At 66.7% G+C, this 15,578-nt stretch carries 16 protein-coding genes; 3 read left to right on the forward strand and 13 right to left on the reverse strand.

All coding sequences use genetic code 11. From position 1 onward, the window contains the following. Nucleotides 1-105 precede the first annotated feature (105 nt). The 3 genes from ettA to pyrF are packed head-to-tail and all read left to right on the forward strand — an operon-like array spanning nt 106 to nt 2,991. Complete coding sequence (ettA, locus tag QM707_RS08670) at nt 106-1,767, forward strand: energy-dependent translational throttle protein EttA (RefSeq protein WP_415001450.1); 1,662 nt, start codon at nt 106-108, stop codon at nt 1,765-1,767. Nucleotides 1,768-1,793: 26 nt separating this feature from the next. Then, nucleotides 1,794-2,162 (forward strand): hypothetical protein, encoded by a 369-nt coding sequence (locus QM707_RS08675; protein ID WP_415001451.1) that lies wholly within the window; start codon nt 1,794-1,796, stop codon nt 2,160-2,162. 16 nt (nt 2,163-2,178) lie between these two features. Next, nucleotides 2,179-2,991: an orotidine-5'-phosphate decarboxylase gene (pyrF, locus tag QM707_RS08680; RefSeq protein ID WP_415001452.1), complete on the forward strand. Its 813-nt coding sequence runs from the start codon at nt 2,179-2,181 to the stop codon at nt 2,989-2,991. A 15-nt stretch (nt 2,992-3,006) separates the two neighbouring features. On the opposite strand, the gene QM707_RS08685 is transcribed toward pyrF, so the two are convergent. The 13 genes from QM707_RS08685 to gspE all read right to left on the reverse strand — a co-directional run bounded on the left by QM707_RS08685 (nt 3,007) and on the right by gspE (nt 15,474). Beyond that, nucleotides 3,007-3,912, reverse strand: a complete 906-nt coding sequence (locus tag QM707_RS08685; protein WP_415001453.1) for a glycosyltransferase family 2 protein — start codon at nt 3,910-3,912, stop codon at nt 3,007-3,009. Then, nucleotides 3,909-4,760 (reverse strand): glycosyltransferase family 2 protein, encoded by an 852-nt coding sequence (locus QM707_RS08690; protein ID WP_415001454.1) that lies wholly within the window; start codon nt 4,758-4,760, stop codon nt 3,909-3,911. The genes QM707_RS08685 and QM707_RS08690 overlap by 4 nt, the downstream gene beginning before the upstream one ends. Nucleotides 4,761-4,826: 66 nt before the next feature. Next, the gene (gene gspD, locus QM707_RS08695; protein ID WP_415001832.1) at nt 4,827-6,947 is read right to left on the reverse strand and encodes a type II secretion system secretin GspD; all 2,121 of its coding nucleotides are present in this window, start codon (nt 6,945-6,947) and stop codon (nt 4,827-4,829) included. Nucleotides 6,948-6,951: 4 nt separating this feature from the next. After that, complete coding sequence (locus QM707_RS08700) at nt 6,952-7,683, reverse strand: hypothetical protein (protein WP_415001455.1); 732 nt, start codon at nt 7,681-7,683, stop codon at nt 6,952-6,954. Then, complete coding sequence (gene gspM, locus QM707_RS08705) at nt 7,680-8,282, reverse strand: type II secretion system protein GspM (protein ID WP_415001456.1); 603 nt, start codon at nt 8,280-8,282, stop codon at nt 7,680-7,682. Before gspM ends, QM707_RS08700 begins: the two co-directional genes overlap by 4 nt. Further along, a complete protein-coding gene (locus tag QM707_RS08710; protein ID WP_415001457.1) occupies nt 8,266-9,402 on the reverse strand; it encodes a PilN domain-containing protein in 1,137 nt (378 codons plus the stop codon). Before QM707_RS08710 ends, gspM begins: the two co-directional genes overlap by 17 nt. Further along, nucleotides 9,402-10,283, reverse strand: coding sequence for a general secretion pathway protein GspK (locus tag QM707_RS08715; protein ID WP_415001458.1), 882 nt, complete (start codon nt 10,281-10,283; stop codon nt 9,402-9,404). The genes QM707_RS08710 and QM707_RS08715 overlap by 1 nt, the downstream gene beginning before the upstream one ends. Continuing rightward, nucleotides 10,280-10,966 carry a prepilin-type N-terminal cleavage/methylation domain-containing protein gene (locus QM707_RS08720; RefSeq protein ID WP_415001459.1) on the reverse strand — a complete coding sequence of 229 codons (687 nt, stop codon included), beginning with the start codon at nt 10,964-10,966 and terminating at the stop codon, nt 10,280-10,282. The genes QM707_RS08715 and QM707_RS08720 overlap by 4 nt, the downstream gene beginning before the upstream one ends. Then, nucleotides 10,966-11,427 carry a type IV pilus modification PilV family protein gene (locus tag QM707_RS08725; protein WP_415001460.1) on the reverse strand — a complete coding sequence of 154 codons (462 nt, stop codon included), beginning with the start codon at nt 11,425-11,427 and terminating at the stop codon, nt 10,966-10,968. Before QM707_RS08725 ends, QM707_RS08720 begins: the two co-directional genes overlap by 1 nt. After that, the gene (locus QM707_RS08730) at nt 11,424-11,945 is read right to left on the reverse strand and encodes a GspH/FimT family pseudopilin (RefSeq protein ID WP_415001461.1); all 522 of its coding nucleotides are present in this window, start codon (nt 11,943-11,945) and stop codon (nt 11,424-11,426) included. Before QM707_RS08730 ends, QM707_RS08725 begins: the two co-directional genes overlap by 4 nt. Before the next feature lie 20 nt (nt 11,946-11,965). Further along, a complete protein-coding gene (gspG, locus tag QM707_RS08735) occupies nt 11,966-12,394 on the reverse strand; it encodes a type II secretion system major pseudopilin GspG (protein WP_415001462.1) in 429 nt (142 codons plus the stop codon). After that, complete coding sequence (locus QM707_RS08740; protein WP_415001463.1) at nt 12,394-13,611, reverse strand: type II secretion system F family protein; 1,218 nt, start codon at nt 13,609-13,611, stop codon at nt 12,394-12,396. Before QM707_RS08740 ends, gspG begins: the two co-directional genes overlap by 1 nt. A gap of 147 nt (nt 13,612-13,758) precedes the next feature. Next, complete coding sequence (gspE, locus tag QM707_RS08745; RefSeq protein WP_415001464.1) at nt 13,759-15,474, reverse strand: type II secretion system ATPase GspE; 1,716 nt, start codon at nt 15,472-15,474, stop codon at nt 13,759-13,761. Between the last annotated feature and the right edge of the window lie 104 nt (nt 15,475-15,578).

Consider the following 15,578-nt stretch of genomic DNA (forward strand, 5'->3'; position numbering starts at 1 on the left):
CTCGCAAAAAAGCTGCCTTTCCGCGATAATCGCCGCCCTACCGCCCTGTCGTCGACGGCCCCTTCCGGGCCGCCGGCCGCGCGCGAGCGAAGCCCGAGGAAGACCATGCAATACATCTACACCATGATCGGCGTGAGCAAGACCGTGCCGCCGAAGCGCGAAATCATCAAGGACATCTCGCTGAGCTTCTTCCCGGGCGCCAAGATCGGCCTGCTCGGTCTGAACGGCGCCGGCAAGTCCACGGTGCTGCGCATCATGGCCGGCGTCGACCAGGATTATCAGGGCGAGGCTCGCCCGCAGCCGGGCATCAAGGTCGGCTACCTGGAGCAGGAACCGAAGCTCAATCCCGAACACACCGTGCGCCAGGCCGTCGAAGAAGGCGTGGGCGAGCTGCTGAATGCCCAGGCCGCGCTCGACGCCGTCTATGCCGCCTATGCCGAAGAAGGCGCCGACTTCGACAAACTCGCGGCGCAGCAGCAGCGCCTGGAAGCGATCCTCGCCAGTGGCGACGCCGATACGCTCGAACAGCAGCTCGAAGTCGCTGCGGATGCGCTGCGCATCCCGCCCTGGGACGCCAAGATCGGTCCGCTGTCCGGCGGCGAGAAGCGCCGCGTGGCGCTGTGCCGCCTGCTGCTGTCCAAGCCCGACATGTTGCTGCTCGACGAACCGACCAACCATCTCGACGCCGAATCGGTGGAGTGGCTCGAACAGTTCCTGACGCGCTTCCCGGGCACCGTGGTGGCCGTCACCCACGACCGCTACTTCCTCGACAACGCCGCCGAATGGATCCTCGAACTCGACCGCGGCCGCGGCATTCCGTGGAAGGGCAACTACACGGCGTGGCTGGAACAGAAGGGCGATCGCCTCAAGCGCGAAGAGTCGGCCGAAAAGGCGCGACAGAAAGCGTTGGCCAAGGAACTCGAGTGGGTGCGGCAGAACGCCAAGGGCGGCCGCTCGAAGGGCAAGGCCCGCCTCGCCCGCTTCGAGGAACTGAACTCGCAGGAATACCAGAAGCGCAACGAGACGAACGAGATCTTCATTCCGCCGGGCGAGCGCCTCGGCGACCGCGTAATCGAGTTCAAGAACGTCTCGAAGAGCTTCGGCGACCGTCTGCTGATCGACGATCTTAGCTTCCAGGTACCACCAGGCGCGATCGTCGGCATCATCGGCCCCAACGGCGCCGGCAAGTCGACGCTGTTCAAGATGATCACCGGCGCCGAGAAGCCCGACCAGGGCGAAGTGAACATCGGCCACACCGTCAAGGTCGCCTATGTCGACCAGAGTCGCGACAAGCTCGAAGGCGAGAAGAACGTCTGGCAAGAAGTGTCGGGCGGCTCGGACATCATCACTATCGGCAAGGTCGAGATCCAGTCGCGCGCCTACATCGGTCGCTTCAATTTCAAGGGGGCCGACCAGCAGAAACTCGTCGGCACCCTGTCCGGCGGCGAGCGTGGTCGCCTGCACCTGGCCAAGACCCTGCTGCAGGGCGGCAACGTGCTGCTGCTCGACGAACCCTCGAACGATCTCGACGTGGAGACCTTGCGTGCGCTGGAAGATGCGCTGCTGGAGTTCCCGGGTTGCGCGATGGTCATCTCGCACGATCGCTGGTTCCTCGACCGCATCGCCACGCACATCCTGGCCTTCGAAGGCGACTCGCACGTCGAGTTCTTCCCGGGCAACTACAAGGAATACGAGGAAGACAAGAAGCGTCGTCTCGGCGAAGAAGGCGCCAGGCCGCACCGTCTGCGTTACAAGGCGCTTAAGTAAGCAGCGGGATGCTCGATCCGGATGCCATGATCGAGCCGCTGCGCACGCCTCTCGTACTCGGCGTCGTGACGTTCTTGTGCTGGGCCTCGGGCATAGCGACGGTGTTGTTAGGCATCGCCTCTGCGAGGGTCGGCGAGAGATTCTTCGTCGCCATCGATTGGAAGGAACCACGGCCGCGCGACTGGATCGATTCGATACGCCGCCGGCACTACGAGAACTACGATCCGCTGCCGATCTCGCAGATGGATTATCTCAAGCACCATGGCTACGACGCGCTGGGCGACGCTTCGTTGCGTCTGCGTGGCCGTCGACTCTATCTGTTGATACTCGCGCGTACCGCAGCTTTCGTGCTGTTCTTACTTGCCATGCTCGCGCGCATGGCGCTCGTGTACTGACCTTCCGGAGGCATCGATGAACTTCTCGCAAGCCCTGCGCAAGCGTTGGATCGACGCGAACTCCCTGGTCTGCGTCGGCCTCGATCCCGAACCGGCGAAGTTCCCGGCCCCGCTGCGCGAACATCCCGACGCCGTCTTCGAATTCGGTCGCGCCATCGTCGATGCGACCGCCGACCTGGTCTGCGCCTTCAAGCCGCAGATCGCCCACTTCGCCGCACTCGGCGCCGAATACGCACTGGCACGGCTGATCGAGCATATCCATGCCAACCATCCGGGCGTGCCGGTGATCCTCGATGCGAAACGCGGCGACATCGGCAGCACGGCGCAGAACTACGCGATCGAAGCCTTCGAGCGTTTCGGCGCCGACGCGGTGACGGTGAATCCCTACCTCGGCCGCGATTCGGTGCAGCCCTTCCTAGACCGCGCCGACAAGGGCGTGATCATCCTGTGCCGCACCTCGAACCCGGGTGCCGGCGACCTGCAGGACCTGCTCATCGACGGTCGCCCGTTGTATCGCCACGTGGCGGAAAAAGTCGCGCAGGAATGGAATACGAACGGCAATTGCGCCCTCGTCGTCGGCGCGACCTGGCCGCAGCAGTTGGCCGAGGTGCGCTCCGTCGTCGGCGACCTTCCGTTCCTCGTGCCGGGCGTCGGCGCGCAGGGTGGCGACGTCGATGCGCTCGTCCTCAATGCGAAGACCGCCGATGGCACCGGCCTGATGGTCAGTTCCTCGCGCGCGATCCTGTATGCGAGCCAGGGCGAGGACTTCGCCGATGCCGCGCGTAATGCCGCCATGCTGTTGCGCGAGCAGATCAACCGCAACCGCTGAGCCGCGCGCCCCGGCTCAGGAACGACCGAGCAAGGCCTTGGGCAGCGTCGCGACGAAATGCGCCCACAGTCCGAGTCGCAAACCGGTGCGTTGCGGCTCGTCGATCTCCTCGTCCTCGAACTTCTCGAAGTAGCGCCAGAAGCTGCGGTATTTCTGCCAATGCACCCATAAGGGCCGCGCACGGCTGGATACGCCGCGCACATGCGTGGTCTTGAGCTTGTTGGCGATGCGCACTTCGTAGCCGGCGGCACGGACGCGGCGGCAAAGATCGAGGTCTTCGAAGTGCATCAGGTAATCCTCGTCGAAGCCGCTGAGCTGGAGGAACAGGCCGAGCGGCATCAGGATCAGCGCGCCGGACACCGCTTCGACTTCCTGCAGGTCCTCGGCCGGATCGCGACCCAGGAACCAGTCCGGTTTGCGGCCGAAATGGCGCATGGCCTCGACCAGCGACGCATCGCGACGACGGCTGGCGGGATCCTCGACGCCGGCCTCGTCGACCTGCACCACGCCGAGCAGACCGGCGCCGGCGCAATCGATCGCCAGCGTGACGAGTCGCTCGAGCGTGCCGAGTTCGACGAAACAGTCGGGATTGATGAAGGCGACCCAGGGCGTGTCGAGCGCACTGGCGCCCTGGTTGCAGGCCGCGGCGAAGCCCCGGTTTTCGCTGTTGCGCGACACGCGCACGCGCGGATCGCGACTGGCGATCGCCTCGGCGCGTGCGGCGGTATCGTCGCCGGAGGCGTTGTCCACCACGATCACCCGGCGCACCGACGGCTCGCGCAGTACGCGACGGATGCAATCCTCGATCGTGGAGGCGGATTCGAAGCCGACGATGACCACGCCGAGATCGCTGGGCTTGCGTCCGCGTCCGACGCCGATCAGCTGGCCCTGGAACGAGTGGCGTGATTCGTTCGTCGTCATGGCGACGGCCCGAACAGGTCGCGCTGCGGGCCCTGCTGGCCGAGTTCGGCGATGCGCGCCGAAAGGCGATCGCGCCAGACGCGCATCGGATCGTCCATCACGAAACGCGCGACCTGCTCCTGGAATTCCGGCCAGCGCACCATCAGCCGCTGCAGGTCCTCGCCGCTGGCGCCGGTCGCCGCGCCGGTCGCATTCACCGCGAATACGCCCGGGCAAAAACCATTGCGCCAGCCCATGGCGGCGGCGCGCCGGGAGAAATCGCCCAGCGCGCCGGTCAGGCTGGAAAAACTCTCGGCATCGAGGCCACCGAGCTGGCGAACGGCGCGACCGCGCAGGAACATCGCCACGCCGGCCGCACCAGGCAGTTCGACATCGGCGGCTTCGGGCCAGGCGGCGGCGGCCTCGGCGATTTCGTCCGGCCGTTCCGGCGGTGGATTCGCTTCGCAGAACCTCGGATACGACAGGAACTCGGCATCGTTCGACCAGGGCGACAAGGTCGCCAGCCGGGGATCGGCCGCCGCACGGCGCAGGCGCGGCAACCAGCCGTGGGTGCCGCGCATCGCCGGATGCAGCAGGACTGCGTCGCGTTCGCCAAGCGTCTGCAGCGCGGCGTTGCAGGCGGCCACCGGACCGGCTTCGGCATCGTGGAAGTATTCGCCGACCCGCAGGCGCGTCCCTTCGCGCCAGCGCGCGACCAGGGCGAGGATCTGCGGATCGATCGACGCATCGCCGACCAGGCCGATCTCATCGCGCGGAGAAAGGTCGCGGTCGAGCGAGGCCAGGCAACCGTCGAGTTCGCCGGCGGCGTTGCGAAGGCAGACGAGGACGAGGGGGGAATCGTCGGTCATCGGCGAAGCTTACCCCGCCCGGATGAACGGGCGGCGTACGGGAAGGTTCGGGCCCGACGGCACCGGTCAGCGCTTGTTGCCCTGTGACTGCTGCTTGCGCAGCGGTTCCAGCGCGCGGAAGCGCTCGCCGTACTCGTCGGTGAGCTTGCGCGCTTCGGACGGATCGCGCACCACGGTGGGCGTGATCAGCACCAGGACCTCGCTGCGGTTCTGCACGCGCGTCTGCTTGCCGAACAGGGCCCCGATCACCGGGATGCGGCTCAGGTAGGGAATACCGGAGCTGCCGTTGCCGTCTTCGGTCTTGATCAGGCCGGCCAGCATCACCGTCTCGCCGTTCTGCACGGCGACTTCGGTCTTGAGTTTGTTGTTGTCGACGCTGACGTTGCCGCCGATCACCGGGCCGGTGGCCGAGGGCGAACTGACGTCCTGCACGATCTCCATGAAGACCATGCCGTTCTTGCCGACGCGCGGCTTCACCTTGAGGCTGATGCCGGTCTGGCGGAACTGCACCTGGCTGTAGCTGTTGTCGATATTGGTGTTGCTGTCGTTGTTGATGATCGTGCTGGCGACGGGAATCTGCTGGCCGGAGTTGAAATCGGCCTCGACATTGCTGCGCACCAGCACCGATGGCGCCGACAACACGCGCAGGTCGGACACGGAGTCGAGCGTGCTGAGGATCGCCTGCGCGCTCGGGCCGAGGAAGGTGAAGCTGGCGCCGTTGGTCGCCGGCTGGATGCTCGTGGCGGTGTTGTGCCAATCGTTGAAGGCGTTGGTGGCGGCCTGGTTCGCAGCCGGCACGGCATTGCCGAAGAACCAGCTGACGCCATAGCTGAGGTCGCCGGTCAGTTTCACCTCGACCACCTGCGCTTCCACGTGCACCTGCAGCGGCATCGTGTCCAGTTTCTCGATCGCGCGGCGGATCGACTCCCATTGGCCGGGGCTGGCGCGCACGAGCAGCGCGTTGCTCTCCTCGACCGCACTGACGCCGACTTCGCTGCCGCCGATCGTCAGGGTCGTGGAGGATGCGCCGTTCGAAGACGACGGCGAATCGTTGCCGGCAGGCGGCATATCGGTGGTGCGCACTTCCACCGGTTCCAGGCCCGGCATCAGCGAAGGCGCGCCGCCGCCGTAGCTTCCGCCACCACCGCCGCCATAGACCGATGCCAGCTGTTGCGCCAGGTCCGTCGCCTTCATGTACTGCACGTCGTACACGTAGAGACGGGCGCCGTCGCCGCCGGCATCCATGCGTTCGATCCAGCTCTCGACTTCGCCGAGGTAGCGCGGCTGCGAGGTGATCACCATCACCGCGTTCTGGCTTTCCAACGGCATGAAACGGAACATGCCCGAGATCGGCGTCTTGCCGCCCTCGCCGAACACCTTCTCAAGTTCGCCGACCATCTTGCCGGCGTCGCCCGATTGCAGCGGGAACACGCCGACCGACATGCCGGCCAACCAATCGACGTCGAAAATCTCGACCGTGCGCATGTAGTTCTGCAACTCCGCGCGCGTGCCGGCCAACACGATGAGATTGCGCGCATTGTCGACCTGCACGACGGCGCGGTCGCGCGCATAGGGCTTGAGCAGTTTTTCCATCTCGGTGGCCGAGATGAAACGCAACGGCACCGCGCGCACTTCGAAGCCGCGCGCATTGGCCGCCGAGCCCGTGCGCGGCGACAGGTTGCCGGCCACGGCCTGGTCGGCCGGCACCACGTTGTAACGGCCGTCGCTCCAGATCAGACGGGCATTGTTCCAGCCCAGCACCATTTCCAGGAGCGAGAGCGCCTGCGCCGGACTCACCGGTTTCGGCGTCGCCAATGTCACCGTGCCCTGCACGCCCGGCGCGATGACGTAGTTCTGCTGCAGCAGGTCGCCGAGGATCGCCTTGACCACGGCATGCACCGATTCGCCCTCGAAATTGAAGGTCGCTTCGCCGGTCGTGCCCAGGCTCGGCGGCGGCGCCGAGGCGACGCGCTCGTTGATCAGCTGGCCATTGCCGCGGGTGATGCGCGAGGCGGGCTTGTCTTCACCGGAACCGATGGCGGTGCCGTTGGCGTCCTGCGCCGAGGGCTGCAGCAAGACCGGATTGCGCTCCATGCGCGGCGCCGTGGCGGTCGCGCAGGCAGTCAGCAAGGCCGACAGGATCATCAGGCTCATCGGCAGGAAACGGGACGATGCTTTCATGGGGATACCGTTAGTCCTTCTTGCTTTGCTGTGCTTCGCGCGCCGCATCGGCACGCATCTGGGCGCGGCGCGCCTCGATCCGGCGACGGATTTCCGCCACCTGGTCTTCCTGGGTTTGGGCGCTCGGCGGCGACGGCGCGGCCTGCGGCTTCGGCGGCGGAGGCGGCTGGGCGGCGACCGGCGCGGCCTTGGCGTCCTGCGCCGGCGTCGAAGCCTCGGCTTCGTTCACGGGCGCGACCTCGGTCGGAGCGCTGCCGCCATTGCCGTCGAACACGCGCAGGTCCAGCGTGCGCTGCCCGGACGGGCCTTCGAGCACGGCGCGTCGCGGATCGAGCTGCACCAACTGCCAGTTCGTGCCGGTCACCGTTTCGCCCAGACGAACGCGTCGACTGTTGCCGTTCTGCTTGTCGGTCAGGATCGCCAGCCGCAGCTGCGGCGTGATCAGCACGCTGGTCAGCACGGCGTCGAAATCGCTGGTGCCTTCCGCCGCCGCGACGGGGGACGGACGACGATCGGGCGCCAGCAATGGGCGCGCGCCGACGTCGAAGTAGTCGCCCATCGGACCCAGCCGCGAGGGCGCCGACTGCAGCACGAGCTTGGGAAGCGTCGGAACGCCTTCTTTCGGCAGCGTCGTCGGTGCGACCCGCGAACCGAGGCCGGCGAGCGCCAACCCGAATACGGCCGCCGCCCACAGGCAGGCGGTACCGAGCAGCCAGGTCGCCGGGCGCAGGGAATCGCTCATGGTCCCGTTCCCGGCGGCGACTTGATATAGCCGTACAGATCGAAGCCGACGTCGATCGCGGCGCCACCGACATCGGCGCCGGCAGCCAGGTAGCTGCGTCGCGAAAGCAGGTCGACGTTGTCGACGAACAACTGCGGCTGCCCGCCTTCGAGCGCATGCAGCACGGTCGCGAACTCGGCCATGCCGCAGCGCAGGCGAACCTGCACGACGACGCGCTGGAATTGTTCTTTTTCGGTGGCTTCGGACGGCGTGCGCGCCGTGATCTGGCAGGCGTTCGGGTTCGCGCTCGCGCTTCCCACCACCTGCTCCAGGCGCTGCACGAGGGCGGCACTGGCCAGCTCCTTGTTCGCTTCGGGCAGGAAGCCGGGATTGGCGGCTTCGAATTCGCGGACCTGGGCGAGCTGCTGTTCGAACTGCGGACGCTGCGCGAGCTCCAGCCTGAGCTCTTGTTCCTGCTGGCGCAGGCTGTCGAGCTCATCGCTCATCGACAGCAGCGGCGCGGTGAACCACCAGTGCACCAGCGCCAGATAGGCGACGACGAGGAACAACAGGACGGCGGCAAGAACGCCGGCACGGTTGCGATTAGCGCTGACCGCCATCGCGCACCTCCGCCGTGGCACCGACCATATTGGCGGTGAGGGTAAAACGATCCTTGCCGGTGCGCACATCGCGCTGCACGGCGCCGGCCAGGGCCGGCGTGCGAATCAGGGACGAGCCTTGCAGCAATCCGACCAGCGCCGGCGCCTCCTGGCTCTGGCCGATCATGACGATCTTGCCCTGGTTGACCGCAAGTTTTTCCAGCGAGGTTCCGTCCGGAATGCGTCGCGTCAGGTCGGCCAGGAGTTCGAGCATGGTCGGCTGTTGCCCGCGCTTCTTCGCCAGGAAGTCGGCGGCCTGGCGCGAACTGCCGAGGCTGTTGCGCAGCAGACGCACGCCGACGATCTGCTTGTTCGCCTCGTCCACGCGCTGCCGCACCTCGGCCAGCGCGGTGCGGCGGTTGTCGAGCACCTGCAGCATCGCCATCAGCAGGAGCAGCACGGTCGCGACGACGAGGCCGCGGTTGAGCCAACGATCGCGATCGCCGCCCGCACCGCGTTGCGCCGTCGGCAACAGGTTCACGCCGAGACGCGCGCCTTCGCCGTCGGCGACGTCCACGCCGACCAGGCGATCGGCCAGCGGGCCCAGCGCTTCGAGTTGCGCGTCCAGCACCGCACGCGGCACGACCACCAGCTCGACCTGAAGCTGTTTGGTCGCCGTGTCCCGGCCCAGCACGCGCGTTTCGAACACGACCTGGTCGGCCGGGAATGGCGTTTGCCGGTCGATCTCGTGGGCCAGCACCTCGCGCAACCGCGGTTCCGCCGACGACGGCAGCGTCAACGATCGGCGCAACACCTGCGAAGGATCGAGCAGCAACCAGCGACCGACGCCACCTGCCTGCGCATCCAGGCGGGCCCGCAGGTTCGCCAGCAGTTCCGCATCCATCGGCAAGTTACCGAGCTCGACGATGCGACGGTCGGTCTCGGCGCGAAGGCGCAGCGTTTCGCCGGACAGCGAAAGCAGCAAGGCGCGCTTCTGCGCACCAATGCGCCGCCTCAAGCCTTGCGGCAGCAATCCCGCCACGGCCTCGACCCCGGCGTCCCACCAACCCGGCAGCGGACTGTCGAGCAAACGGGTGCGCAGAGGTTGCACGGCGTTGGAAAAAGCAGGGCTGGCGGGCATCAGTCCGAATCTCCCTCCAGCAAGGCCAGAGGCGTATATAACGAGCCCGAAGCACCATTGCCGCCAAGACGCAGCGTCATGGTGATTCGGGCCTGGGTGCCGTCGCGACGGGTCGCGCGGCTGGAAATACTATACGTGCCCGTGCCGCGCGGGGCGAGTTCGCCGCCATCCGGCCGGGCCGGAAGCCCCTGCCCCAGCGGCTGCTCGCGAGCGGTCACGATGCGATTCACCTCGTCCGGGGTCAGGCCCATGGCCTCCAGCACCGGGGCCTGGGCGTAGGTGGGGTCCGGCCGCACCTGGCCCGAATGCACGGTGAGGTAAGGCCGCATGCGCCGGTACAACTCGGCGTCCATGCCCAGTACCTGCTGCAGTTCTTCGATCGTCGCGATACCGGCGTCCTTCGCGCCGTAAGGCAAACCCGCCGCCGAGTACTCGCGGTCCTCGGCGCCACCGACGGCATTGAGCAGGTCGTCGCTGTCGCGGAAATCGATGATGGCGCCCGCGATCGCCTGCGCGCGCAGCTCATCGGTACCGAGGGCGCGCATCAAACCGATCAACAGATCGGCGGTGGCCGCATTCAGGTCGACCTTGCCGGTTTCGTCGACGATGCGCACTTCGATCGCCTCGTCCTCGAACGAAAACCGGTACGGCCGTCCGTCGCCGACCCAGCGGCGCGCGTCGTCGTCGCTCTGCAGACGCAACACGGCCAGTTCCAGGCCGGCTTCGGCCGCATAACGGGCGGCGGCGCTGCGCGCCAGGTAATGCGCCTGCAGGCCTTCCGTCCTCGCGCTGAGGGCGAACACGCTCAATAGCGCGATCAGCAGCACCAGCAGCCACAGCACCATCAACAAGGCCGCACCGCGATTCTGCCCGCGCCTCATTGCGTCAGATCTCCCTGACGCGGCACGAATCCATCGCCGGCCTGCGGCGAGGGGCCGTAACCGTAGCTGGAACCCAGGCGCAGCTGGCTGACGAACTCAGGCCAGAGGCGGGTTTCGTCTTCGAAACGCAATTTCAATCGCACCAGCGGCGGCAGCATGGCGCGATACGTCCATTCGTCCGTCCACGGTCCCGGCTTCATCTCATCGTCCAGGCTACGGTATTCGAAACTGGCATCGCGTATGCCGTCCAGCAGCACCTGCGGCGGTCTCTCGGCGTCCAGCGGCCCATCCGGCGTCATCTGCCGGAACTGGAAGCGCAGTTGCAGGCCCTTGTCGCCACGCACGAGATCGAATCTCTGCCAGTACGGCCCGCCGCGCGCAAGGTAACCGGGCATGTTGCCGACGAATTCCACGCTGCTTCCTTCGCCGACGAGGAAAACCGCTTCGCCGGACTCCGCATCGACGCGCATCGGCATCGGCATCGCCGCCGCCAGTTGCGAACGCAGCAGGCCCTGGACTGCACGCATGCGTTCGCTGCGCTGGGCCGTGGCCTCGGCGCGTTCGGTCGCCCGGCTCGCGCTGCGCACGAGCCCGAACACCAGCACCAGCGCCGCCACGAACAAGGTCAGCGCGACGACCACTTCGATCAAGGTGAATCCGGAATGTTGGCGCGCGCGCCGCATCACGAATCGCCTCCCGATTCCTGGCCATCGGCCGCGCGAGCCCGCAGGGTGACGAAGTTCAAGCGCTGCGCAGCCCCGCCTTCGCCCCATTGCACCTGAAGGTCGATACGGAACAGTTGCGCGGAATCCAGCGATTCCAGTGCCGCGCTGCGGCTTGGCGCCGCCGACACCGGCAAGGGATCGGGAACCCGCTCCACCGTCAGCCGGTAGCGGTAGCGTCCACCGGCGAATTCGCCCTCGCGCACGCCCGCTTTCAATGCCTCCAGCGTACCGATCTGTTCGAACAGGGACTGCGCGAACAACGTCGCCTCCGTTTCGTCCTGCGCCTGACGCACCTGGCGCAATCCGTTGGACAGCATCGCGATCAGCAGGGCCAACGCCGTAGAAAGCAGTACGAAGGCGAGCATCACCTCCAGCAAGGTGAAACCGTCCTGGCGCGAAACCACGGCCGTGCGCCTCATCGCGGCGGCTCGGTGCGACTGAGGTTGACCTGCCCGGTCAGCCAATCGATGTCGACCTGCCAAGCGGCGCGTTCGCGATACAGGACGAAACGACCGCCGGTGGAGGAGCCCTGCGGGAAGAAACGCACGCTGGCCGAATCCGCCTGGCGCTGTTCGATGCGCGCCGTCGTCGCCTTGATCTCGATTTCGGGCGGCAGCTCGCCATGACGTCGTTGCGGCCCGAGCCACTGGCGGGTACGCGCGTCCAGAGTAAATACCTGCGGGCGTCCGCTGGCGATGGCCTGCGCCCGCGTGTAGCGCAACTGCGCCGCGACCTCGCGTGCGGCGCCGCGCAACTGCTGCCCAGGCATGCGATCGCCGATCACCATCGCAGCCAGCGCCGCGCTGCCCACGATCAGCACGACCACGATCATCAGTTCGAGCAACGTAAATCCCGCGTTCCGCCGACGATGCACGTCGCGCGCGATCAGACCTTCGCGTGGCTTCGACAGCGCGTTGCGTGCGAGGTTAGCCGGCATGGCGCGAAACCCATCGGGTTTCAGGGAACGACCAGGTCCGCGTCGACGCCTTCGCCGCCCTGCTTGCCGTCGGCGCCGAGGCTGATCAGCTGGAACTCCTGGCCGTTCTCGCCGGGCTGGCGCAGCTCGATCTTGCGGTGCCAGGGATCGTTGAGCTCTTCCGCTCTCGAGTACGGACCGAGCCAGCCGGCGCCATTGCTTGGCGCGCTGACCAGTTCGTCCAGCGAAGCCGGCCAACGTCCGACATCGGAACGGAACTGTTCGACCTTGCCGGCGATGGTCTGCATCTGTGCCTTGGCGAGCCTGTACTCCGCCTGCTTCTGGCTACCCATGATGCGGCTGGCGACGAACGCCAGGATCAGGCCGATCAGGCCGATGACGATGACGATTTCGAGCAGGGTGAACCCGGCCTGCGCGCGGCGGTGGGGGGCGTAACGGAAGGTGTTCATCAGCCGAGGCTTCCTGTCAGGTCGTAGATGGGCAAGAGCATGGAAAGGACGATGGCGCCGATCAGCACGGTCATCAGCACGGTGATCGTGGGCAGCAGCAATGCGATCAGGCGGTCGAGCGCGTTGCGGGTTTCGATGTCGAACGTATCGGCGACCTTCATCAGCATCGTGTCGAGCTCTCCCGACTCCTCGCCGACCTGCACCATCTGCACGGCCAGTCGCGGGAAGACCTTTTGCCGACCGAGCGCATAGCCGAGCCCGGCCCCCGATTTCACTTCCGCCGAAGCCGCTTCCAGCGCCTCGCCCAACACCCGGTTGGACAGCACGTTGCGGCCCAGGTTCAGCGCGTTCAGCAAGGGCACGCCGTTGCCGACCAGCGTACCCAGCGTGCGCGCCAGGCGCGCCGTATCGAGACGCCCGATCAAGGAACCGACCCAGCGATTGCGCAGCAGGGCCGCGTCGATACGCAGGCGCCAGGCCGGGTCGGCCCAGAGCCGGTTCAGGCCGAAGAAAGCCGCGGCGATCAGGATGAGGCCCAGCCACCAACCCGCGCGCAAGGTCTTGCTGAGCCAAACGATCGCGGCGGTGTACCAGGCCAGTTCGACATTCATGCTGGCGAACATCGCCTCGAACTGCGGCACCACCACCAGCAGCAGGAAGATCACCGAACCGACGACCAGCAGGAGCAGGATGGCCGGATAGATCATCGCGTTGATCACGCGGCCACGCAGTTCGCGGTTGCGCTCGAGATAGTCGGCCAGCCTTTGCAACGCCACGTGCAGGCCACCGCCGGATTCGCCGGCGCGCACCAGGTTCACGTACAGGCGCGAAAACAGGCCGTGCTGTTGTTCGAGCGCCGTGGACAGCGGCGCGCCGCCACGCACGGAATCGCGGATGCGTTCGATAACCTTGCGTGCGCCGCCGCTTTCCGGCAATTCGAGCAGGATGCCGAGCGCGCGATCTAATGGCTGTCCGGCGCCGAGCAGCGTGGCGAGTTGCTGGGTGAACTGCAATATCTGGTCGGCGCTGAGTTCGCGCCGCTCAGTCAGGCTGGAAAAGCTGAAGCCTTCGCCGCCTTCGTCGGCGCGTCGCGCCTCGACCGGCAGGTGGCCCTGCTCCTGCAGGCGCACGATGACTTCGTCGGCCGTGCCCGCTTCCATCTGGCCCGCGAGCGATTCGCCGCTGGCGGAGAGCGCCTTGTAGCGGAACAAGGGCATCAGCTCACGGCCCCATCACGAGCAGTAGCTCGGCACATGGATGTGCCGACGCAGGCAACGCGCATGCGTTGCTTGCGGTGTTGGGCAAAAGTCACGCCTTTTGCCCAACACGCGAAAGTTGCGGCAGGATGCCCAATCTTTCGCACACTAGCCTTCCTGCGTCACGCGCAGGACTTCCTCGATCGTGGTGATGCCTTGCATCGCCTTGACCAGGCCGTCCTCGTACATGGTGCGCATGCCGGCCGCGCGCGCGGCTTCTTCGAGCTCGCCCATGCCCGCGTGCTGCATCACCAGGCGACGCAGCTCGTCGTTCATCACCAGGAATTCCATGATCGTGCTGCGGCCGAGATAACCGGTCGGCGACAAGGGCGAGGATTTCGGGCGATAGAGATGGATCGTTCCGGTCGGCTGGAAACGCCGCAGGCCGAATTCCTCGATCACTTCCGGCGGCGCCTCGTAGCGCTCGGCATGCGTCGGCTCGATGCGGCGCACCAGGCGCTGCGCGAGGATGCCGTTGACGGTCGATGTCAACAGGTAATCTTCCACGCCCATGTCGAGCAGGCGGGTGATGCCGCCGGCGGCATTGTTGGTGTGCAGCGTGCTGAGTACCAGGTGGCCGGTCAGCGCCGACTGGATGGCGATGCGCGAAGTTTCCAGGTCGCGCATTTCGCCGATCATGATGATGTCCGGGTCCTGGCGCACGATCGCGCGCAGCGCGTGGGCGAAATCCAGGCCGATGGCGGGCTTCACTTGGATCTGGTTGATGCCCTCGATCTGGTATTCGACCGGGTCCTCGACCGTGATGATCTTCACGTCGGGCGTATTGAGCTTGCTCAGCGCCGCGTACAGCGTCGTCGTCTTGCCCGAACCGGTCGGGCCGGTGACGAGCAGGATGCCGTGGGGTTGTTCCAGCACGCGGACGAAACCGCTGAGGAATTCGTCGGTGAAGCCGAGCGCCGGGAAATCGAGCGCGACCGACTCGCGGTCGAGCAGTCGCATCACCACCGATTCGCCATGCGCGGTCGGGACGCTGCTCACGCGCAGATCGAGCTCCTTGCCCTGCACGCGCACCATGATGCGGCCGTCCTGCGGCAGGCGACGCTCGGCGATGTTGAGCTTGGCCATGATCTTCACGCGCGAGATGACCGCGGCGGTCAGGTTGGCCGGCGGCGATTCGGCGTCGATCAGCACGCCGTCGACGCGGTAACGCACCTTGAGGCGCGTTTCGAAGGGTTCGACATGGATGTCGGAAGCGCGCAGCTCCACCGCGCGCTGGATGATGAGATTCACCAACCGGATGACCGGCGCTTCCGACGCCAGATCGCGCAGATGTTCGACATCGTCCTCGTCGCCGGCGCTGTCGTCGCCGATGTTCTCGACGATGGTGCCCATCGCGCTGCGGCCCTGGCCGTAATAGCGCTCGATGAGGTCGGCGATCTCGGAACGCAGGCCCACCTTCACCCGCACCATCCGGCCGCTGGCCAGGCCGACGGCCTGGGCCCCGTAAGCATCCTGCGGGTCGGCGACCAGCAGGTCGACGCCATGCTCGTCCTCGCCGATCGGGCAGACGGACTGCTGCTTGAGGAAGCGCAGGGACACGTTGACGTTGTCGGGCGGCCCATCCGGGCAATCGCGGGCCGCGACCAGGGGCAGGCCCAGCACCTCGCTGGCGGCCTCGGCCATGTCGCGCTCCGACACCATGCCCAGTCGCGCCAGCAGCGTGCCCAGCGATCCACCGGCCTCGCCCTGCAAGCGCTGGGCGCGCGCCAGATCGCCCTCTTTCAGGCGCCCCCGGGTCAGCAGAAGTTGGGCGATGCGCGAATCGGCGGAGTCGGCAGGGTTCTGGTTCAGGGCGGCGTTCAAGGGCGGTCGATCCTGCATTAACCCGCGAACTTTAGCAGTTCTCTGCCCTGAACAAGCTGGGGAAAGTGCGCGGCGATGCGGCCGCCGGCACCCTGCCCTCGGGC

It is taken from the genome of Arenimonas sp. (genome assembly GCF_047602345.1).
Taxonomy (GTDB): Bacteria; Pseudomonadota; Gammaproteobacteria; order Xanthomonadales; family Xanthomonadaceae; genus Arenimonas.